This window comes from Aeromonas sp. NJAU223, assembly GCF_051125555.1.
Lineage (GTDB): Bacteria > Pseudomonadota > Gammaproteobacteria > Enterobacterales > Aeromonadaceae > Aeromonas > Aeromonas veronii_G.
Genome location: NZ_CP144204.1, coordinates 2,475,316 through 2,495,697, shown reverse-complemented (window position 1 = coordinate 2,495,697; position 20,382 = coordinate 2,475,316). Strand labels below are relative to the sequence as shown.

The 20,382-nt window shown below is 64.5% G+C and carries 17 protein-coding genes; 4 read left to right on the top strand and 13 right to left on the bottom strand.

Translation table 11 applies throughout. The annotated features are described in order from the left end of the window. Positions 1–86: 86 nt before the first annotated feature. Entirely contained in the window at positions 87–878 is a 792-nt protein-coding gene (locus VZC39_RS11360) for a siderophore ferric iron reductase (protein WP_434662593.1), read from the top strand. Between the two features lie 79 nt (positions 879–957). Here the strand turns inward: VZC39_RS11360 and VZC39_RS11355 are convergent, their stop codons facing one another. Continuing rightward, on the bottom strand, positions 958–1,890 hold the full coding sequence (locus tag VZC39_RS11355; protein WP_434662591.1) for a LysR substrate-binding domain-containing protein: 933 nt from the start codon (positions 1,888–1,890) through the stop codon (positions 958–960). A 213-nt stretch (positions 1,891–2,103) separates the two neighbouring features. Here VZC39_RS11355 and metE point away from each other — a divergent pair, with 213 nt between their 5' ends. Next, on the top strand, positions 2,104–4,368 hold the full coding sequence (metE, locus tag VZC39_RS11350; RefSeq protein ID WP_434662589.1) for a 5-methyltetrahydropteroyltriglutamate--homocysteine S-methyltransferase: 2,265 nt from the start codon (positions 2,104–2,106) through the stop codon (positions 4,366–4,368). A 64-nt stretch (positions 4,369–4,432) separates the two neighbouring features. Here the strand turns inward: metE and VZC39_RS11345 are convergent, their stop codons facing one another. After that, positions 4,433–5,221, bottom strand: coding sequence for a glycosyltransferase family 9 protein (locus tag VZC39_RS11345; protein ID WP_434662586.1), 789 nt, complete (start codon positions 5,219–5,221; stop codon positions 4,433–4,435). A gap of 5 nt (positions 5,222–5,226) precedes the next feature. Further along, positions 5,227–5,553, bottom strand: coding sequence for a hypothetical protein (locus VZC39_RS11340; RefSeq protein WP_434662583.1), 327 nt, complete (start codon positions 5,551–5,553; stop codon positions 5,227–5,229). Between the two features lie 184 nt (positions 5,554–5,737). On the opposite strand from VZC39_RS11340, the gene VZC39_RS11335 reads away from it, so the two are divergent. Beyond that, complete coding sequence (locus tag VZC39_RS11335; RefSeq protein ID WP_434662581.1) at positions 5,738–6,865, top strand: HPP family protein; 1,128 nt, start codon at positions 5,738–5,740, stop codon at positions 6,863–6,865. Positions 6,866–6,906: 41 nt separating this feature from the next. On the opposite strand, the gene VZC39_RS11330 is transcribed toward VZC39_RS11335, so the two are convergent. Further along, positions 6,907–8,865 (bottom strand): amidohydrolase, encoded by a 1,959-nt coding sequence (locus tag VZC39_RS11330; RefSeq protein WP_434662578.1) that lies wholly within the window; start codon positions 8,863–8,865, stop codon positions 6,907–6,909. A 209-nt stretch (positions 8,866–9,074) separates the two neighbouring features. On the opposite strand from VZC39_RS11330, the gene VZC39_RS11325 reads away from it, so the two are divergent. After that, entirely contained in the window at positions 9,075–9,713 is a 639-nt protein-coding gene (locus VZC39_RS11325; RefSeq protein WP_434668464.1) for a TetR/AcrR family transcriptional regulator, read from the top strand. 116 nt (positions 9,714–9,829) lie between these two features. On the opposite strand, the gene VZC39_RS11320 is transcribed toward VZC39_RS11325, so the two are convergent. The 9 genes from VZC39_RS11320 to nrfA all read right to left on the bottom strand — a co-directional run bounded on the left by VZC39_RS11320 (position 9,830) and on the right by nrfA (position 20,196). Further along, a complete protein-coding gene (locus VZC39_RS11320) occupies positions 9,830–11,083 on the bottom strand; it encodes a D-amino acid dehydrogenase (RefSeq protein ID WP_434662576.1) in 1,254 nt (417 codons plus the stop codon). A gap of 293 nt (positions 11,084–11,376) precedes the next feature. Continuing rightward, complete coding sequence (gene pbpG, locus VZC39_RS11315) at positions 11,377–12,276, bottom strand: D-alanyl-D-alanine endopeptidase (protein ID WP_434662573.1); 900 nt, start codon at positions 12,274–12,276, stop codon at positions 11,377–11,379. A 286-nt stretch (positions 12,277–12,562) separates the two neighbouring features. After that, a complete protein-coding gene (gene nrfF, locus VZC39_RS11310; RefSeq protein ID WP_434662570.1) occupies positions 12,563–13,741 on the bottom strand; it encodes a heme lyase NrfEFG subunit NrfF in 1,179 nt (392 codons plus the stop codon). Then, positions 13,738–14,289: a DsbE family thiol:disulfide interchange protein gene (locus VZC39_RS11305; protein ID WP_434662567.1), complete on the bottom strand. Its 552-nt coding sequence runs from the start codon at positions 14,287–14,289 to the stop codon at positions 13,738–13,740. The genes nrfF and VZC39_RS11305 overlap by 4 nt, the downstream gene beginning before the upstream one ends. Continuing rightward, positions 14,286–16,259, bottom strand: a complete 1,974-nt coding sequence (nrfE, locus tag VZC39_RS11300) for a heme lyase NrfEFG subunit NrfE (protein ID WP_434662564.1) — start codon at positions 16,257–16,259, stop codon at positions 14,286–14,288. The genes VZC39_RS11305 and nrfE overlap by 4 nt, the downstream gene beginning before the upstream one ends. A gap of 138 nt (positions 16,260–16,397) precedes the next feature. Then, positions 16,398–17,351: a cytochrome c nitrite reductase subunit NrfD gene (gene nrfD, locus VZC39_RS11295; protein ID WP_434662561.1), complete on the bottom strand. Its 954-nt coding sequence runs from the start codon at positions 17,349–17,351 to the stop codon at positions 16,398–16,400. Between the two features lie 90 nt (positions 17,352–17,441). Continuing rightward, positions 17,442–18,119 carry a 4Fe-4S dicluster domain-containing protein gene (locus tag VZC39_RS11290; RefSeq protein WP_434662559.1) on the bottom strand — a complete coding sequence of 226 codons (678 nt, stop codon included), beginning with the start codon at positions 18,117–18,119 and terminating at the stop codon, positions 17,442–17,444. Next, positions 18,116–18,703: a cytochrome c nitrite reductase pentaheme subunit gene (gene nrfB / locus VZC39_RS11285; RefSeq protein ID WP_434662556.1), complete on the bottom strand. Its 588-nt coding sequence runs from the start codon at positions 18,701–18,703 to the stop codon at positions 18,116–18,118. The genes VZC39_RS11290 and nrfB overlap by 4 nt, the downstream gene beginning before the upstream one ends. Positions 18,704–18,753: 50 nt before the next feature. Beyond that, entirely contained in the window at positions 18,754–20,196 is a 1,443-nt protein-coding gene (gene nrfA / locus VZC39_RS11280) for an ammonia-forming nitrite reductase cytochrome c552 subunit (protein WP_434662554.1), read from the bottom strand. Between the last annotated feature and the right edge of the window lie 186 nt (positions 20,197–20,382).

Here is a 20,382-nt window from a genome sequence, read left to right as displayed (position 1 = left end):
CCGGCCAGCGGCCGGGCTTATCCCACCCGGGGTCGCCTGCCCGCGAACCCGGCGCCGCGCCGGTTTTTGGGCTGGATGCCGTGCCCATGGACACGGGGCGCCTTGGCAGCCTGGCGGCCCGTACGCGAGCTCGCCATCTGGCGGACCATCATGCCCTGTGTACTGCCGCCGCCTCGCTCATCGCCTCCCTCAAGGGGGAGCCGGTGGCCGGGGAGGCGCCACTGCTGGTGGCGAGTGGCACTCGCCAGAGCGCGTCCGAGCTGGCCCTGGCGCTGCACGACCATTGGCGCCAGGCGCACCCGGAGGCAGGCCCTGCCTACTGGCTGACCCGCAGCTGGGGCATGCTCTGCTGGCAGTCCATCTATCTGGCCATGGTGGCCGTCTATCGGACGGGTACTGTGCCGGCGCTGGACAGGCTGGGGCAGGGGTATCAGGCGGGGGTGGTGTCCGGTTTCAGCTTGCCGGTGGGGCCCATGATCACCGGGGAGCGAGAGGTGCTGATCGCGGCGGCAGGTCAGCGCCTGCGCACCCACTGGCAGCAGCTGTTCGAGTTGATGGCGGGCGTGCAGCGCCTGCGCCCCGGCTTCATCCGGCCGCTGCTGGCGGACGATCTGCTGGCGGCCCTGGTGCGGGTGCCGGACTTCTTCGGTGAGGTCGCGCATGAGGAAGTGGCGAGGGAGGCCCCCCTCTGGCTCGCCGCCTGTGGCTTGCCAAGCGATCACCTGGCGGGCTGGCGCTCGTTGCAGGCATCGCCCGTGGTGGAGGGAGCGCCTGCCTATGTGCGCCAGCGCTGCTGCCTGCACTACAAACGGCGGGACGGCGAGCTGTGCGGCAACTGTCCGCGCAGGCAGGGAGCCGCGAGTTGCGATAAGGCCTGATGGTCTCGGGGTAGATGACGATGCGTGAGAGCCGCCCTGACCGGGCGGCTTTTTTATATGGGCGATGCTGCTGGCGGCGCTACAGGCCCTGCTGGGCCGCCCCCATCTTGGCGCGGATGCGCTCGAACAGGCTCTGCAGGCAGGCCTGATCCTTGTCGGCGGCGCGCACGGCACCATACATATGGCGACGTATGCCGCTGCCGAGGGGGCGTGCCTCGAGCAACCCCTGGCGCACGAACTCCTCGCTGGCCCAGCGGGGCAGGGCGGCCACCCCGAGCCCGGCGGCGGCCATCTGCAACATGACGGAGGTGTTGTCCACCGTCTTGCAGCGAGCGGGTTCGACCCCGGCAGGTTGCAGAAAGCGGGTGAACACATCCATGCGGGATCGCTCCACCGGATAGACCAGCAGCACTTCTGACAGCAGATCGTCCGGTGTGATTCTATCGAGCTGGCATAACCTGCTATCCGGCGCCATCACCAGCTGGAGTTCGAAGGAAAATAGCGGCTCGAAGTGGAGATCCCCACGGGTGTGCACATCCGAGATGAGCAGCAGATCGAGCTGGCCGCCGAGCAGGGCGCCTATGGTATCGAAGCCGGGCACGGATTCGACTTCCAGTTCGACACCGGGCCACTGGCGGCGAAAATCCGGCAACAGTGGCAGCAACCACTGGATGCAGCTGTGGCAATCCAGCGCCAGGTGCAACCGGCCCGCGTCGCCACTGTGCAGGGCCTGCAACTGCTTCTCGGTCTGGGCGATGGCAGGCAACACCTGGCGGGCCAGGGCCAGCAGTTGCTGGCCTGCCGTCGTCAGTACCAGCGGGCGGCTCTTGCGCAAGTAAAGCTCCAGGTTGAGGCGGGTCTCCAACTCCTTCAACTGGTGGGAGAGGGCGGACTGGGTGAGGCTCAGACTCAGGGCTGCCCCGGCCAGGGAGCCCTGCTCGGCCAGCGCACTGATGGTCTTCAGGTGCCTGATGTCGATGTTCAGATTGCTGGTGGGGTTGGGCACACCCATGGCAGGGCTCCTTGTTGTGTGGGTTGCAGTGGCGTCGTGCCACCTCATCTGACGCGACCTCGGCGGTCGGGTCAGTTGAAGATTTCTTGAGAGCCAGTTGAAGAGGATTCAATAGCCAAGGCCACCTTATCTCGACATTCTAGATGTGTAAACATCTGGATGGCTAAATCATCCAGTTTCCCATCAGATGAACGAGCACAAGGAATTGGACCTATGACCTGCGCACACACTCTCGGTTTCCCCCGTATCGGCGCCAAGCGCGAGCTGAAATTTGCCCTCGAATCCTACTGGCGCGGTGAGACCAGCCAGGCAGAACTCATCGCCGTGGGCAAGAGCCTGCGTGAGCGTCACTGGCAGGCCCAGCGCACCGCCGGGGTCAATCTGCTGCCGGTGGGGGATTTCGCCTGGTACGATCAGGTGCTCGGTACCAGCCTGCTGGTGGACGCCGTGCCGGCTCGCCATCGCCATGGGGATACGGATCTCGATACCCTGTTCCGGGTGGCCCGTGGCCGCGCACCGACCGGCCCCAGCGCCGCCGCCGCCGAGATGACCAAGTGGTTCAACACCAACTACCACTACCTGGTCCCCGAGTTCAGCCAGGATCAACGCTTCAAACTGGGCTGGAGCCAGCTGTTTGACGAGGTAGAAGAAGCCAGGGCCCTGGGGCTGCCGGTCAAGGCGGTACTGCTCGGTCCCGTCTCTTACCTCTGGCTCGGCAAGGAGAAAGAGAACGGCTTCTCCCGCCTCGATCTGCTGGATCGCCTGCTGGTCGTCTATCAGGAGATCCTGGCGAAGCTCTCGTCTCAGGGGGTGGAATGGGTGCAGATAGACGAGCCTGCCCTGACCCTGGATCTGCCGGACGAGTGGCGTCTGGCCTACCTCAAGGCCTATGAGCGCCTGGCGGGCCCCTGCAAGCTGCTGCTCACCACCTATTTCGGCTCTGTGGCCCATCAGCGCGACATCATCACCAGCCTGAAGGTGGACGGTCTGCACCTGGATCTGGTGGCCGCCCCCGAGCAGCTGGAGACCCTGGTCCCGCATCTGCCGGCCCAGTGGGTGCTCTCCGCCGGGGTGATCAATGGTCGCAACGTCTGGCGTGCCAACCTGGGCAAGCTGGTTCCTACCCTGCAAGCCCTGAAAACCCGGCTCGGCGAGCGGCTCTGGGTGGGCTCTTCCTGCTCCCTGCTGCACAGCCCGGTGGACTTGACGCTGGAACATGAGCTGGACGCCCAGACTCGCAGCTGGTTCGCCTTCGCCCTGCAAAAGTGCTACGAGCTGGGGCTGCTGGTCGAAGTGCTCGATGGGGGCGATCTGGACAAGATCGTCGCCTACAGCCAGCCCATCGTCGCTCGGGAGTCCGACAGCCGGGTTCACAAGAAGGCGGTGCAGTCACGGCTCGCCAGCCTCACCAACAGCGACTTCGATCGCCAGAATACCTACCCGGTGCGGGCCGAGGTGCAGCGTGCGGATCTCAAGCTGCCGCTCTTGCCCACCACCACCATTGGTTCCTTCCCGCAGACCTCGGAGATCCGGGTACTGCGCCAGGATTGGCGTGCCGGCCGCATCGCTGACCATGCCTATGAGGCGGGGATCCAGGCCCAGATCAAGGATGCGATCGAACGTCAGGAGGCCATCGGGCTGGACGTACTGGTGCACGGCGAGGCCGAGCGCAACGACATGGTGGAGTATTTCGGGGAGCTGCTTGACGGCTTTGCCATCACCCGCTTCGGCTGGGTGCAGAGCTACGGCTCCCGCTGCGTCAAGCCGCCGGTGATCACCCGGGATATCGACCGCCCGCTCCCCATGACGCTCGGCTGGACCAAGTTCGCCCAGAGCCTGACCGACAAACCGGTCAAGGGCATGCTGACCGGTCCGGTGACCATTCTCTGCTGGTCCTTCCCGCGCGAAGATGTGAGCCGGGAGCAGTCCGCCCTGCAGATCGGTCTGGCCATTCGCGACGAGGTGGCGGATCTGGAAGCCGCCGGCATCAAGATCATCCAGATCGACGAGCCTGCCATCCGCGAGGGGTTGCCCCTTCGCAAGCAGGATCATCAGGCCTATCTGGACTGGGCGGTGCGCGCCTTCCGCCTGAGTGCGAGCCCGGTGGTGGACAGTACCCAGATCCACACCCACATGTGCTACAGCGACTTCAACCTCATCATCGAGGCGGTGGCGGCGCTGGATGCGGACGTCATCACCATCGAGACCAGCCGCAGCCAGATGCAGCTCCTCGAAGCGTTCGAGCGCTTCAACTACCCCAACGAAATCGGCCCGGGTGTCTACGACATCCATTCGCCCAACGTGCCGAGCCAGGGCTGGATTGAGGATCTGATCCGCAAGGCCGCCAGGCAGATCCCGGCCGAGCGGCTCTGGGTCAACCCGGACTGCGGCCTCAAGACCCGTGGCTGGGAAGAGACGGAGGCGGCCCTCAAGGTGATGGTGGATGCCACCAGGGCGCTGCGCGCCGAGCTGGCCTGACGTCCATAACAACAAGAGAACACGGGAACAATGACAGAGGGAAGGCGCAAGCCTTCCCTCTTTTTTATCTGCCGTTGACATCCGTCAGGAGTCGCAAGGGCTGGGGTTGGTGGGCCGGGCGAATCGCCCGGGCCCAGGTGCGCGGCACGGGTGCCCGGGTCAGGGCGGCGCCGAGCCAGGCCAGATCGAGGGGGATGGCATTGCGATCCCCGATCACCTGATTGCGGTGGCGGGGGCCGAGGCAGCCATAGCGTGCGGGGTCGGTCTGGGTGAAGAGACCAAGGCAGGGCACGCCGCTGGCGGCCGCCAGATGGAGTGGGTCCGTATCGGCGCTGATGAAGAGCCGCAGATCCTGAGTGAAGCGCACCAGCTCGACGAGGTTTGGCAGGGTTACCTGGCAATCACCGAGTGGGGGCATGGGGTCGGCCGGGTCGGTGAGCTGGATCAGCAGGGCTGTCGGGTGGTGCTGGCGCAGGTCCCAGAGCAGCCGCTGCCATTGCGGCTGGGAGAGTCCCTTGCCCTTGCGGGCGCCGGTGAAAAAGCCCACCAGATGGCGATCTGGATAGCTGTTGACCAGTGTCGTGAGCTCGGGAGACGGGCCCAGCCTGGCCCCGAGCGGGATGGGGTCCGTCAGGGAGGCGCTCTGGCCGAGCAGTTGCAGTGGCTGGTGGGCGTAGTGGCATTCACTGTCGGGGCGCTGGGGGTGTTCAAACAGCAGATCCCCCTTGGCATCATCGAATCCCAGCTTCTCGGCCCCCCGCACCCAGGCGGCAATCAGGTGATCCGTGCTGGAGGCAAACGGCACATAGACCCGGTCGTAGTGTTGGCGGCGCAGGCGCCAGAGTATGGGCAAGGCCGTCAGCAGGTACCGGCCCTGCAACCTGACCCTGTGCAGTTGTGCGAGCCGCAGATGGACAGGAAGGGGAGCAGGGGGCCGCCGCTGCACACCAGCTCGATGTCGGCGTCGGGGTGGGCACTGCGCAAGGCCTGCAGGAAGGGCAGCAGGAACAGATTGTTGCCGATCCGGTTGGTGCTGCGAATGACCAGGATGCGGCGCACTCCGGGCTCGGCGTCAGGCAGCTTGCCCCGGCGGGCAAGCCAGGCGAGGAAGGCGCGTTCAAGCCCTTGTGTCCAGCAACGACGCTGACCATCGAAGCGGCGCAGGGCATCTCTGAGGGTGCTCATAAGAGTGACTCCGTGAGTGGCGAGGAGCCCAGAGTGGCAGGGGATGATTAAGGAGGGATTAAGGGGATGCGTGCCGCAAGTGAACACCATGTTGCGACGTCGGAGGGCGCCGTGCTGGCAATGGACGCAGGGAAGTCGTTAATATTGCGCATTTGAAATAAACCTTATGGCCAGCGGGAGCAGGATGCAGTTCAGGGATTTTTTGCCGGTATCGACCAATACCGGCCTCAAAGAGAGCATGGTGGGGGCCCTCGGTGCCTTTATCGGATTGTGCGGCACGGGCCTGATCTGTCAGTGGGCGCTGGGAATAGAGGCATATTGGCTGATAGCCCCCATGGGGGCCTCCGCCGTGTTGCTGTTCGCGGCGCCGGCGAGCCCTCTGGCCCAGCCCTGGTCCATCCTGGTGGGCAACGGGGTTTCGGCGTTGATGGGGGTGGTTAGCGCCGCCCTGGTGCCGGATCCGGCCCTCGCCTCGGCGCTGGCGGTGATGCTGGCCATCGGTGCCATGTTCCTGACCCGCAGCCTGCATCCCCCCGGCGGGGCCGTGGCCCTGACCGCCGTCATCGGCGGGGAGGGGATCCGCCAGCTGGGATTGGGTTATGTCTTGCTGCCGGTGCTGGTCAACTCCGCACTGCTGCTCACCCTCGGCCTCGTCTACAACCGCCTGCTGGGTCGTCGTTATCCCAATGGCGCCAAGACCGCGCCCAATCGCCACCAGACTGCCGACCCCGAGCCGAGCGCCCGCCTTGCCAGTGCCACCGACATCGACTTCGCACTGGGCAAGCACGGCGAACTGCTCGATATCAGCCGCCAGGATCTGCAGGATCTGCTGCAGGAGGCGCAGTTGCATGCCCTGCGCGAGCGGGTCGGCACGGTGCGCTGTCAGGATGTGATGTCGAAAGATCTGGTGGTGACGACGCCGGATGAACCGGCCATGGCGGCCTGGCAGCTGTTGTCCCAGCACAGGATCAAGGCGCTGCCCGTGGTGGACGGGGAGCAGCTGGTGGGGATCCTGACCCTGCATGACCTCATGATCGACAGAGAAAACCGGCAACCTCGCGGCCTGCAGGCGCTGGAGACCCGGACGGTGGCGGCGCTGATGACCCGGGAAGTGCGCACGGCATGGCGCCATCAGCCGCTCTATGACCTGGTGGAGGCTTTCTCCGACGGAGGTCTGCACCATATGCCGGTGCTGGATGGGGAGCGACTGGTGGGGATCCTCACCCAGTCCGACATGGTGGCCGCCCTGTTCAATCTGGCGTTGCAGCCGAGCTTGACGAACGAGGAGGCTCCCCCGCTCGTCGACAGATAAAAACAGGCCCCTCCCGGGGCCTTTTTGTGGCTAACGTCGACTCAAGGGGTCATGTCTGGGGTTGTGTAGACGGTCTCCCCCTGAAACACGGTGCGCTGGACCCGGGTGTCGGCGATCTGCTCCGGGGTGTCGGCATTGACCAGGGCGTAGAGATCCCTGTCCAGCACGATGAAGTCCGCCGATTTACCCGCCTCGATGGAGCCGGTGATCTCCCCCTGACGCACTGCCCTGGCGCCGTTGATGGTGTAGGCGGCCAGCATCTCGGTGAGGGAGATGCGCTGGCTGGCGCGGTATTCGTCACCACTGCCGGCGGCCTTGATGATGCCGGCGGCCATGTTCTCGAACGGGCGGGGATCCCGGCTGTCCACCGGCGCATCGCTGCCCGCCACCAGCACGGCGCCCGCCTTGCGCGAGCTCTCCACCGGGTAGAGGGCCTCGTGCAGGTAGCCGAGGGGATCGTAGAGGGCCTCGCTCAACGGCTGGCCCGCCCTGGTGGGCTGGATGAAGGGGGTCACCAGCATGTCGTAGGCGAGCTGGGGTGTGGTCCAGGCGTAGGTGAAGGTGAGGTAGAGGCCGAGCTCCCCGAGGCGTTTCTGATCGTCCGGGTGAACCACCTGCAGGTGGGCCAGGGTGTGGGGAATGCCGTGATCCCCGTTGCTGGCACGGGCCGCGCTCAGCGCATCCAGTCCCATCCGGGTGCTGCGATCGCCGATGCTGTGCATGTGGATGCTGAATCCCTCCTTGTCCAGGGCGCCCACGTAGCGCTTCAGATCCCCATCGCTGTAGTTGACGATGCCGTTGCTGCCCGCATCCTCGCTGTCGGCTGTGATGGTCACCTCGCCGCTGCCGGTGTCCATGGCGAGGTGGGGCCTGTGGTAATTCTCCAGCATGCCGGCGTTGGGCAGGAAGACAGGATCGGTGAAGGGATCCCCCTCGATCACGCCGTCGAGGAAGATCTTGACCGCATCGGCCTTGATGAGGGGATTGTCTGCGAAAGACTCCCTGACTTCGCGAGCCTTGGCGAGTCGAGCCCCCAGATCCAGGGTGCCGGCATAATCCTCGGCATGGAAGCAGGTGGCGGCGGTGACCCGCATGTGCAGCAGATCCTGCCCCTGCATGTTGCGCAGCCGCTGGCGAATGAAATCGGTGGCGCAGGCGTCCTGAATGCCGGTGATGCCGCGCGACGCCATCAGCTCCGAGATGGCGGGCAGGATCTTGTCGTACTGGGTGGCGGCCTGATCGTCGCTCGCGCTCAGCACGTCGGTGTCGGGCACGGGGATGGCGCTGCGCGCCCCGTCGCGGATGACGCCGCTGGCGAGATCCACATAGGGGATGAAGGCCTCGAACACGCCCCCCGGCGCCAGACTGGCGCCGTTGAAGCCGACCGTGTTGCCGTCCTGGTCTGCCGCCAGGGCCAGCGCCCGGGAGTTGTAGGCGCTGGCGTGACCGTCGACCCCGGCCAGCACTACCGGGTTGTCCGGCGCCGCCGCATCGAGCGCCGCCAGCAGGGTGGCATGGGTGGCGGTCGGGGTGTTGCCATCATAGGGGGACCACTGGTTGACCACCAGCCACTCCCCTGGCTTGGGGGCGTAGCGGGGCAGGCACTCCCTGACTCTGGCGGCAAGCTCGTCCAGATCGATGCTCTGGCCGTCGAGATCGCACATGTCGAGTGCGACCGTGCCGAGCAGATGGATGTGGTTGTCGTGCAGGCCCGGCAGCACCATGCGACCCCGCAGATCCACCACCTGGGTGTCCTTGTTCTGATAGGCCTTGGCACCGTCATGGGATCCCACGTAGACGAACTTGCCGTCCTGCACCACCATGGCCTCGGCCTGGCTGCCTTGCCCGTCCTGGGTGTGGATCTTGCCGTTGAGGTAGAGGGTGCTCGGGGCCTGGGATGTGCTGCTGTTCTCCTGCTGGCAGCCACCGAGCAGGGTGCCCAGCAGCAGGGCACCCATCAGGCGAGGCAGGGGGCCCAGCCTTCGTTGTTTGCTATCCATAGCGTGCTCTCCTTGGGTTAATTGCAGTATTTACTGCATATATGAGCACCCTTGTTTATTGCAGCTATTCTGATAAATACCAGTGATTACTGCATTTTTTTTGGCTTGTGTTTACCTCGTCACATCATGTAGTTATGGCGAGCAGTGAGGGCGAGTCGGCCTGACAGCGGAGAAGTCTGATGGAACATCTATTGCCGAGCGAGCTCTGCATGCGGCGCCAGCCGAGGCAGCAGCGCAGCCTGGAGGCGGCGAGCCGCATCGAGCAGGCCACCCTGGCGCTGCTGCAAGAGCAGGGGTTCGCGGCGCTCAACACCAATGCCATCGCCGAGCGGGCCGGGGTAGGCATCAAGTCGCTCTATCACCTTTATCCCAACAAGGAGGCGATCATCTGCCGCCTCGCCATGGACTGGTTGGGCGCGGTGTGCGAGGCGCAGGAGGCGATCCGCGAGCAGGCCCTGAGCTGGCCCCAGACCCTGCAGATGCTGGACGAGGCCCTGGTGGCCCTGGACGAGCGTTTCGTCGGCTACGGGGCGCTCTGGCAGGCGATGGATCTCATCCCCGCCCTGCACGGGGTGGAGCAGGAGCACGAGCGGGGCCAGATAGCCTTCTGGTCGGAGCGGCTGCGCCACTTCGGTTGCCGCTGGCCAGAGCCCGAACTTATCACCCTGGTGCGCTACTTCTATCGGACGACGGACGTGGCCAAGCAGTGCACCAAGGGGCAGGGGGAGCCGGGTGTGCTGATGTGGCAACTGCACAGGCGCTGGTGTGAGCAACTGATCGGTGCTGCCATCGCGGAGCCGGATCCGTCCCTTGTCTGGCGCTTCCTCCCCGGTCTGGCATCAGGCTGATCCCGTGCGAGTTCGATCATCCAGCGCCGAGACCTGTGATGAAGGACAAAGGCTTGATCAAAAACAGAGAGGGAGTGCCTGGCACTCCCTCTCTGTCGTGAGGCGAGGCTCGGTCCCTAGCCATAGCGTGCCAGGGTCAGTCCCTCGTCGCTGATGGCGGGGGCACCGCCCGAGATGAGATCCGCCAGCAGCTGGCCGGAGCCTGCCGCCATGGTCCAGCCCAGGGTGCCATGGCCGGTGTTGAGCCAGAGCCCGGGAATGGGGCTCGGCCCTACCAGCGGGGTGCCGTCCGGCGTCATGGGACGCAGCCCGGTCCAGAACTCGGCACGGCCGACGTCGCCGCCCTCGGGGAAGAGATCCCGCACCACCATGGCCAGGGTGTCGTGGCGTTTGGGGTTGAGGGCGAGGTTGAAGCCGCTGAGCTCGGCCATGCCGCCGACCCGGATCCGCTCATCGAAGCGAGTGATGGCGACCTTGTAGGTTTCGTCCAGCACTGTGCTGCGGGGGGCGGCGTCAGGATTGACCATCGGCAGGGTGAGGGAGTAGCCCTTGACCGGATAGACGGGCAGGGCGATGCCGAGGGGGCGCAGGAAGCCGGTGCCATAGCTGCCGAGGGCACAGACGATGGCATCCGCCTGCCAGCGCCGCTCACCGGCGCGCACGGCGACGGCGCGTCCCCCGCTCAGTTCAAGCTCATCGATGGCGCAATCGAAGACAAATTCCACCCCCAGGCGGCGAGCTTCGGCCGCCAGGCCATTGGTGAAGCGGTAGCAGTCACCGGTCTCATCCCCAGGCAGGCGCAGCCCGCCCACTATCTTGCCACGCACCCGAGCGAGGGCGGGTTCGGCCCCCTCGCAGCCGGCGGCGTCGAGCGCCTCGTAGGGGACGCCATATTCAGCCAGTACCTCGATGTCGCGCTTGCTGGCGTCGAGCTGGGCCTGGCTGCGAAACAGCTGCAGGGTGCCGAGCTGGCGCCCCTCGTAGTCGAGGGCCAGTTCATCCCGCAGTGCTTTCATGCAGTCGCGGCTGTATTCGGCAAGGCGTACCATGCGCCCCTTGTTGGTGGCATAGGCCGCCGGGGTGCAGTTGGCAAACATCTGCAGCATCCAGCGCAGCTGGAAGGGATCCGAGGTGGGACGCACCGTGAAGGGGGCGTGTTTTTGCAGCATCCATTTTGCCGCCTTGAGGGGGATGCCGGGGGCGGCCCAGGGGGAGGCATAGCCCGGGGAGATCTGCCCCGCGTTGGCATGACTGGTTTCGAGCGCCACATCGCCTCGTCGCTCCAGCAGGGTGACCTGATGGCCTGCCTTGGCCAGATACCAGGCACTGGTCACCCCGATGACCCCCCCACCCATTACCACTATCTTCATCACATCATCCTTGTCATGACCGCCTGTGCGGGATTTATGTCTTCCAGGCCCTGAGGCCGGGCAATGGGCATCACGTTATCACCGGCAGCGGGATCGGCAAATCCGTTGCCATGAAAATGTGATTTATCACCGCATTAACATATAAAACCAGTGTTTGATGATGCGAGGTGACAATATGGTGACGTTTTTGACTGCAAAAAAAAAGGCGGGATCCGTAATGCCAACACTGAGCGGGGGGAGGGCGCTGAAAACAACAACCGCAGGCGTGGCCTGCGGTTGTGGGGAGGTAGGGCTTATTGGGCCGAGAAGAGCTTGGCCGGCGGAGTGGACTGGGCGGTGAGGCTCATGCGCCCCGAGCTCTCCAGCCAGCTCCTGATGCGCTTGGCGTCCGCCACCCGGGCCCCAGGGGTATCGGCATGGAGCAGTACCATGATCACCGGCTCCTGGCTGACCTTGGTCTCCATCACCAGGCAGCGACCCGCCTCGCGGATATAACCGGTCTTGGACACCAGGATGGGCCAGCTGCCTTCGCGCACCAGACTGTTGGAGTTGCGATAGTGCATCTGGCGCTTGCCGTTGCGGATCAGGCGCTGATCGGTGGAAGTGTACTGGCGGATGAGGGGGTAGGTGGAGGCCGCCGCCACCAGCTTGGCGAGATCGTGGGCGCTGGAGACGTTGCGGGGGTTGAGCCCCGTGCTGTCAGAAAAATGGGTACTCCACATGCCGAGCATGCGGGCCTTGGCGTTCATCGCCTCGATAAAGGCGCGGCGACCGCCGGGGTAGTGGCGACCGAGGGCGGAGGCGGCGCGGTTCTCCGACGACATCAATGCGATGTGCAGCATGTCGGCCCGGCTCAGGCGCGAACCCACCGCGAGGCGCGAGCCCGTGCCCTTGAGTCTGTCCACGTCATCCATGGTGACGGTGAGGGTCTCGTTGAGGCGCTGGTTGCCGTCCAGCACCACCAGCGCCGTCATCAGCTTGGTGATGGAGGCAATCGGCATCACCCGGTTGGCGTTGCGCTCGGACAGGATCTCGCCGGTGCGCGGATTGGCGACCACGAAGGCATCTGAGCTGAGAACGAGATTGCTGCGGGGTTCGAGAAACGTGCTTTTGGGAGCGGCTTGGACACTGTGCATGCTGACGGGAAGAAGGAAGGCACCGAGCAGCAGATTGAGAAAAGGGCGCATGTTCATGATGAGGCTCTACCGTACGACAACGAGGTTATTTGGCTAAGTTATATGACGGGAACTGACGCTTAACAATGCCAAAAGTTCCAAAATTTGTATTTTATGAGGTGAACGACCTTGCAATCACCTCAGGGGGGGGCTACTGGTCATGCCCGCCCCAAATATGGGAGCCGTGGCCAACGATATTGTCAGCACGAACCCCATGTGGCGCACTTTATGCCTGCAATTGCCCGTCCTTGCCACTGTTTTCACTCTGAACGTCATACCATGGCTTCGTACAGATCTCAGCCCATCACCCTCCCATGATGCGGGCGGTCTGGATGGCCTGGATCAGTGCGGCCCGGTTGATGCGGGGGCGCTCCTCGTCCAGCAGCCGTTGCCAGAGGGTGATGGCCTCGCCGTAGCGACCGTGCAGGAAGTGATCCGAGGCGAGCAACATCAGGGCGCTCACTTCCCCCGCGTCCTGCTTGAGCGCGCTCTCCAGCAGGCGCTGTGCCTCAGGGGTAAGCACTTGACCTGCCTGGTAATAGAGAACGGTGGCCTGGGCGGCCTGGGTAGCAGCGCTGGCACCCCCTTCCAGCAGTGCCAGACGCAGATAGGCAAGCCAGGCGTTGTCGTAATCGTCCCGATAGAGATAGAGCTGGCCGAGTTCGGCCCAGCCATCGCGATCCGCCGGGTTGACCTGAAGGCGTTGGTGCAGGGCGCTGAGCTCCTTGTCCTGCAGGTCACGGGGGCTCAACCCCGCCAGGGGATCGGGGCGGGATTGATGGGCCTGCCAGGCCTGATAGCGCCCCGTGCTGGCATAAAAACCGGTGATGGCGATAAGGAGCGGCAGCAGCAACCAGAGCCAGCGCAGGGGGCGGCGGTGATCCGCGCTCGCTATCCTGGCCTGCAGGCGCCGCTCGGCAAGGGGGGTGGCATTGGCCAGGCAGGCTTGGGTCAGTTCCTGATAGAGAGGGGAATGGGCCGGGATCCCTGCCTGTTGCTCGGCCATGATCTGCCGATTCAGCGCAGCTCTGGAGTCCGGGATGGTGGATGGCGTCTCGGTTTCCTGCAAGGGGGAGCGGGAAGCGCTGGCGTGTTTGAAGCTGCGGCGCAGCCGATGCGTGGCCAGCAGCAAGATCAGCAGGGGGCCGCCCCAGAGCAGGGTGGTACTGACCTTGAAGGGGGGATCGTAGCGCACGAAGTCGCCGAAGCGCTCTGTCATGCGGGTGATCACCTGCTCATCGCTCTGCCCCTCATCCACCCAGCGGTAGACCTCGAGGCGCAGATCCAGGGCGATGGGAGAGTTGGATTCCACCAGGTTCTGGTTCTGGCATTGGGGGCAGCGCAGGGCGCGGGCCAGCTCCTGGGCGCGGACCTGACGTTCGGGGTGACTGAACTGATAGGTATCGACTCCGCTGGCGCGGGCCGCCGGGCTCAGGGAAAGGATCAACGGGAGCAGCAGGGACAGCAGCGCCAGGGTTCTCATGGTCTGCCCTCCTGACGGGCCAGAGGGGTCGTGCGCGCCTGACTCAGCAGGGGCAGGAACTGGCGCTGCCAGATCTCCCGGGTGAGTTCGCCGGTATGGCGGCTGAGCAGGGTGCCGTCGGCGGCGAAGAGATAGGTCTCCGGGGTGCCATAGACCCCGAGCTCCAGCGCCAGCTTGCCATCAGGATCGGCGAGGACGGCGCGGTAGGGGTTGCCCGCTTGCGAGAGCCAGGCGCGGGCCGCATCCCCCTTGTCCCGGTAGTTGAGGCCATAGAGGGGGACTGTGCCGGCCAGCTCCTTGAGCACGCCGTGTTCGGCGCGGCAGGCCGGGCACCAGCTGGCCCAGACGTTGAGCAGGAAGGGCTCCCCCTTGAGACTGGCGGTATCTATGGCCGCGCCATCCAGCAGGTTCTCGCTCTGCCAGGCAGGCAGGCTTCGCCCCAGGGTGGCATCGTCCTGGCGATAGGGATCCTGCCCCAGGCCGAGCCAGAGCAGGGTGCCGAGGACGAGACTCAGCAGCAGTGGAATGAAGAGGCGCAGGCGGTTCATGAGGGCTCCCGGGATGAGTGCAGCGGTGCCGGTGTGTGGGGCGCAACCTGGTTGGTGCTCGCCGCAGGATGGGGAAGCATGGCGCGGCGCCCCAGCAGGCGCAGGGCCCCGCCCGCCATCATCAGCAGACCCCCGAACCAGATCCAGCGCACCAGCGGCTTGTAATGCAGCCGCATGGCGTAGGCATCCGGCCCCATCTTCTCGCCGAGCACCACATAGAGATCCCCGAATAATCCCCACTGGATGCCGGGCTCGTTCATGTTCATGGTGCGCACGCTGTAGTGGCGCCGCTCCGGCATCAGTCGGGCCACTTCCTTTTCTCCCTTGTGCACGCTCAGGGTGATGCGCTCGGCGGTGTAGTTGGGGCCGAGCAGGGGCTCGCTCCCCTCGTAACGAAACTCGTAGGCGCCGAGGCGATAGGGGTGCTCCGGACTGAGTACGGCCCCCCCTTCCTGGCTGAAGTGGCTCACCTGGGCGATGCCGAGGGCGCACACTGCCACTCCGAGATGGGCCAGCAGGCTGCCGAGGCGAGCGGGGTGGGTGAGTCCTGTCCTGAACGGGAAGCTGAGCAGCAGGCTCGCCAGCAGCCACAGTGCGATCATGTTGGCGAGGATCCCGCCCCAGCCGAGCGGTCCCTGCTCGCGGTAGCAAAGGCTGAGCAGACCGCCCCCCAGCAGACCGAACAAGGGAGGCAACAGGGTGTTGAGTCGGGAGGTCTTTACCAGTCGTTGCCAGCGCAGGCGCGGGATCTGGGTCATCAGCATCATCAGTGCCAAGGCCAGAGGGACGAAGATGGTGTTGAAGTAGGGAGCCCCCACTGAGAGCGACCCCAGGTGCAGGGACTGGAACACCATGGGATAGAAGGTGCCGAGCAGCACGCTGGCACAGGCCACGACGAGCAGCAGGATGGCGGCGCCGAGCAGCCCCTCTTTGGATCTCAGTCCGAAGCGGGCATAGGGGGCGCGGGTGTCCGCCCGCAGGGCAAACAGGGTCAGGGCGGTGGTGAGCAACAGGCCAAGCAGCAGCAACAGGGTGAGGCCACGATCCGGATCCACCGCGAAGGCATGCACCGAGGTGAGCACCCCGGAGCGCACCACGAAGGTGCCGAGCAGGCTCAAGGAGAAGGTGAAGATGGAGAGCAGCAAGACGGCGTGACCGTAGGCTCCGCGCTGCTCGCAGACGATCAGGGCGTGCAGCAGAGCGGTACCGAGCAACCAGGGCAGCAGGGAGGCGTTTTCCACCGGATCCCAGAACCACCAGCCTCCCCAGCCGAGCTCGTAATAGGCCCACCAGGAACCGAGCGCGATGCCGGCGGTGAGAAAGACCCAGGAGCCCAGCGCCCAGGGGCGACTCCAGTGGGCCACGGCACCATCGAGTCTGCCCGAATGGAGCGCCGCCATGGCGAAGGCGAAGTTGACCGCAAAGCCCACGTAGCCGAGGTAGAGCAAAGGCGGATGGATGATGAGGCCGATGTCCTGCAGCATGGGATTGAGATCGCGCCCCTCCAGGGGGCCCGGGAAGCTGCGATCGAAGGGGCTGGAGAAGAGCAGGGTGTAGAGGCCCAGCAGGCCGACGATGAGCCCCATGATGGCCAGTACCCGGGCCAGGATGAGGGGATCTACCCGCTTTGAGACAAGGGCCACCAGGGCCCCCCAGAGTGCCAGCGCAAACACGAAGAAGAGCATGGAACCCTCGTGACCGCCCCAGGTTGCCGCGAGTTTGAAACCCAGCGGCAGGGCGCTGTTGGCGTGCTGCGCCACATAGATCAGGGTGAAGTCGTCCTCAGCAAAACAGATCCCGAGCAGCACCAGCGCGGCGGCCAGCAGGGCGGCATTGAGCAGCGCCAACGGCCTGGCGCTGCCGAGCAGGGTGGGGGAGGCGAGCCTGAGCCCGAGCCAGGGTAATGTGCCTTGCAGCAGAGAGAATGCCGTTGCCAGCAGCAGTGAGAGATAGCCGAGCTCCGCCAGCACACAACCTCCAGTTCTAATCAATCGTTCATGTGATGCCGCAGCACTCGCACCCGACGGGCGCTGCGGTATCACCAGAATTTCGCTCAGTCACACAAACAAACGCCAGCCGCAGGGCGGCTGGCGTTTGGCAAGGCGGGTTCAGACCACCGTCATCTGGCCCGCGTAGAGCACGAAATAGCGCAGCAGCAATATGCCCACCAGGGTCAGGCTGCACACCAGTACCAGATGGCCGTTGCGTTCCCGCAGTGGCGCCGGGGTCAGCAGGGAGAGCAGCTGGGGCAACAGCATGCCGATGCCCACCACGCCCACCCAGAACACCTGGGCCCAGAAGCCGCTGCCAATGGCAGCCCACATGGCCACCTCCTTCTGACCCCCTCCGAAATAGAGGCCGGTGAAGAAGCAGACTAGCAGCAGGATCTCCACCGCGAGCACGGGTCGCTCGAAGCGGTGCACGAAGCTCACCCCCTGGCTGTGGTGAGACTCCTTGAAGAGCGTCACTGCCAGCAAGATGGTGGCGGCGATCCCTGAGCTGATGCCGGAGACCAGGAACAACACCGGCAGTACGGGGTTGTTCAGGAGCGGGTAGGTCTTCAGCGCCGAGAGCAGGAAGCCGGTGTAGGCCCCAAGCAGCACGGCCAGCAGCAGGAGCAGCGGGGCGAGCAGACGCTCGCATCGTGCCAGCAGGGCGACAAGACTGTCCACGAAGGCGAACTTCTCCTTGAGGAAACGCCCGCGCAGGGTCTCGATATTGGCCCGAAACACCACCGCCAGCCAGGCAAACAGCACCGCCATGTAGAGCTGGAACAGCATGACCCCCATGGACATGACGGAGTCGAACTGGTAGTGGAACATCAGCTTCCAGAAGGTCCAGGGGCGGGCCAGGTGGAAGATGAGGATCAGCAAGCCCAGGATGACGCTCGCGGGGGCCAGGATGGCGGTCGCCTTGATGATGCCGCTCTCGCTGCCGGCCCCCTTCCTGCGCAGCAGCACCGAGAGGGTGGTGGCCCCCGCCGAGATGCCGAGCAAAAAGAGGTAGATGGCGATGGGCCAATCCCACACGAGTGAAGGGAAGTGAAATGCATCATGCCACATGGTGATCCCCTCCCGCTGTCATTGCCGGCACCGATGGTGATGGGCCACGTCCCCAACTCAGGAAGGGGATGTGAAATGCCGTTAGCATGGTCATGACGTTATCTCCCCTTTGGGCACGCGATACATCTTGGGCGAGGTGCCGAGCGCCTGCTTGTAGCGGTAGGTGGTCTCCTTCACCAGCCGTTTGGCGATGGGGCTGTCCGGATCGTCCAGATTGCCGAACACCAGCGCCTTGGTGGGGCAGGATTCCACGCAGGCCGGCTCCTTGCCTGCTGCCAGGTTGGTCTTGCGGCAGAAGTCGCACTTGTCCGCCACCCGGGTGACCGGGTTGATGAAGCGGACCTGGTAGGGGCAGGCGGCCAGACAATACATGCAGCCGACGCAGAGATCCGGGTTCACATCGACGATGCCGTCTTCCACGCGAAGATGGGAGGCGCCGGTCGGGCAGACGTGAACACAGGGTGCGTTGTCGCAGTGCTGACAGGACTTGCGAAAGAAGTGGTAGTCCGCATCGGGAAATTCACCGATGGGGCCGGTGCGGAGGATTTCGAGGCGGAATACCCCCTCCGGCACCTGGTTCACCTCCCGGCAGGCATCCATGCAGGCGGTGCAGCCGATGCAGGCGGTTTCGTCGTGCAGCATGCCGTAGCGCACGCCATCGATGGTCTGGCTGTGGGCGAGGGTGCTGGCAAGGGAGCGGGAACCCGTCATCATGATGAGGGTGCCCGCGCTCATCCCCGCCATGAATTGACGGCGAGAGCAGCTCATGGCGCCTCCTTGCTCACGCTGGCCCCGGAGTTGGCCGCCTTGGCTTCGTGCTGCTTGCTGTGACAGTCGACGCACAGCTTGACCCGGGATTGCGCCGGGATACCGACCATGGGCTCCTTGGCCGGGTGCAGCTGGTGGCAACTGGTGCAGCTGAGTTTGGTCATGTGTACGTCGTGGGCCCAGAGCGCTTCGCGCAGGGGCTTGGGCTCATGACAGCTCATGCAGACGCTGTTCTGCTCGGCGATGGGGTAATCATCCTTGCCAAGCGGCTGGCTGAAGCTGTCTTTGAAGCGCATCACATCCTTGACCCCTTCCCGGTGCTGGGGAGAGGGGAGGCCGTGGCAGTTGGTGCAGGTGACCGGGGCCAGGTTGTTGGGGTTGGTGGCCTTGGCATGCTTGCCGTGCATACCGTCGGTCTGCTCCTTGTGGCAGTCGGTACAGGCCTTGTCGGCGCTGCGCAGGAACTCCACCTCGTGGGTGGCGGGTACAGGGGCGGCGGCCTCGGCGGCCTGACCCTGCAGGCTGGTGAGCAGCATGGCTGCCATCAGCATCAGTCGTAAGAAATCCATCGTTAAATCACCCATAGGAAGCCTCCATCCAGCTGCGGGCCCGTTATCCGGGCCCGCAGTCCGCGTCATTGTGCGAGCCGTCCGGCCGCTTTGGCCTCGGCATCCCAGGCGGGTACAGTGGTCTTGAGGAACTGGGCCTTGTCTGCATTCATCTGTTTCATGTCCATGCCAAGGGCGGCCTGGGCCTTCTCCTTGGTGGAGACGTCAGGAATGGCGATTTCGTGGCTGATCCCCTTGGCGGCCAGGAGGCGAGCGAGCTTGGTGCGTGCATCGGCGGCCTTGTCCAGGGCGCTGCCGAGCATCTTCAGAGCCACTTCCGGCGCGTGTGCCTGCACCCCGTGAGAGGCGATGGCGAAGTCCCAGCGCCACTGGGCGTGACGGATGTCTTGCTGGATGTCTTTCATTTCGGCTTCGGTGGCGCCGGCATCCCAGGCCGCCTTGGCTTCGAAGTGGGCGTGTACCAGCTGCTTCTCGACCTTCAGCTTGGTCTCGACCACGGCTTCCTTACGCTGGTGAACGATGTCCTGCAGCATCTCCTTGCTCTGGGTGTGGCAGTTGCGGCAGGTCTGCTCGAAGCGATCGAACGGGTTGCCGACCTTGTGATCCGTGTAGACCTTGCCCTGTTCGTTTTGCACCTTGGGCATGTGGCAGTCGACGCAGGCGACATTGTTCTGGCCGTGAATACCGGCGCGCCAGGTCTCGTATTCCGGGTGCTGGGCCTTGAGCATGGGGGTCTTGGAGAGGGCATGGGTCCAGTCGGCGAAGCCTATTTCGTCATAATACTCCTCCATCTGCTCGACCGAGGTGCCCTTGTCCCAGGGGAATTTCACCGCCTTGGTGGGCCCGCTGAAGTAGTACTCCACGTGACATTGACCGCACACCTGGGACTGCTGATCGAAGCGACCCTGTTCCTTGAACGGCTTGCCGATGGCGGTCATGGCGCGGTCCGCATAGGGACGGGAGAGGTGCAGGGCGGGTTTGCCCTCCTTGAACTCTTTGGAGGCGGTGTCATGGCAATCGGCGCAGCCAATGGTGTTGACGATCTCCGGCCCGCCCTTGGCCCACATCCCCTTGAAGTAGCCATCTTCGCCCTTCTCATCGATAACCCGGGCTACATCCGGGCCCTTGCAGCTCCAGCACGCCATGGGCAGGGGGCCGTCTTCGGCGCTCTTGGGGGCGCCGGTGCGCAGGGTTTCCCGCACGTCGGTCAGGGCATAGGCGTGACCACGGGGTTTGTTGTAATCCTTGGAGAAGGGGTAACCGGCCCAGAGCACCACCATGTTGGGGTCTTCGGCCAGGGCGTCGGTACGTTCCTTGCTCTCACTGGTGGCCTGCCAGCTGCTGAACTGATCCCCATGATCCTTGGCGAACAGCTCGTTGCGCGCCTCTATCTTGCCCTTGGCGGCGGTCTCTTCGGCCAGTGCCGAGCCGCTGGCGCCGAGCAGAGCGGTCAGTAGCAAGGCCGCCAGGCCCTGCCTCAACATGTTGTTATTTGAACCCACGGTCATCACTCCCAGATAAAACGTCCTTGCCGGGCCTGACCGATCCATCTTGTTGCGTGGACATCACTACCCAAATGGGCATGGCAGGCCGTTTAATTGTTATTGATGTATAAACAATGGTTTTTATGCATTTTCAGCCCGGAAATAATACCAAATGGGTAAAATGGATGATGATTTATCACGTGCCCTCTT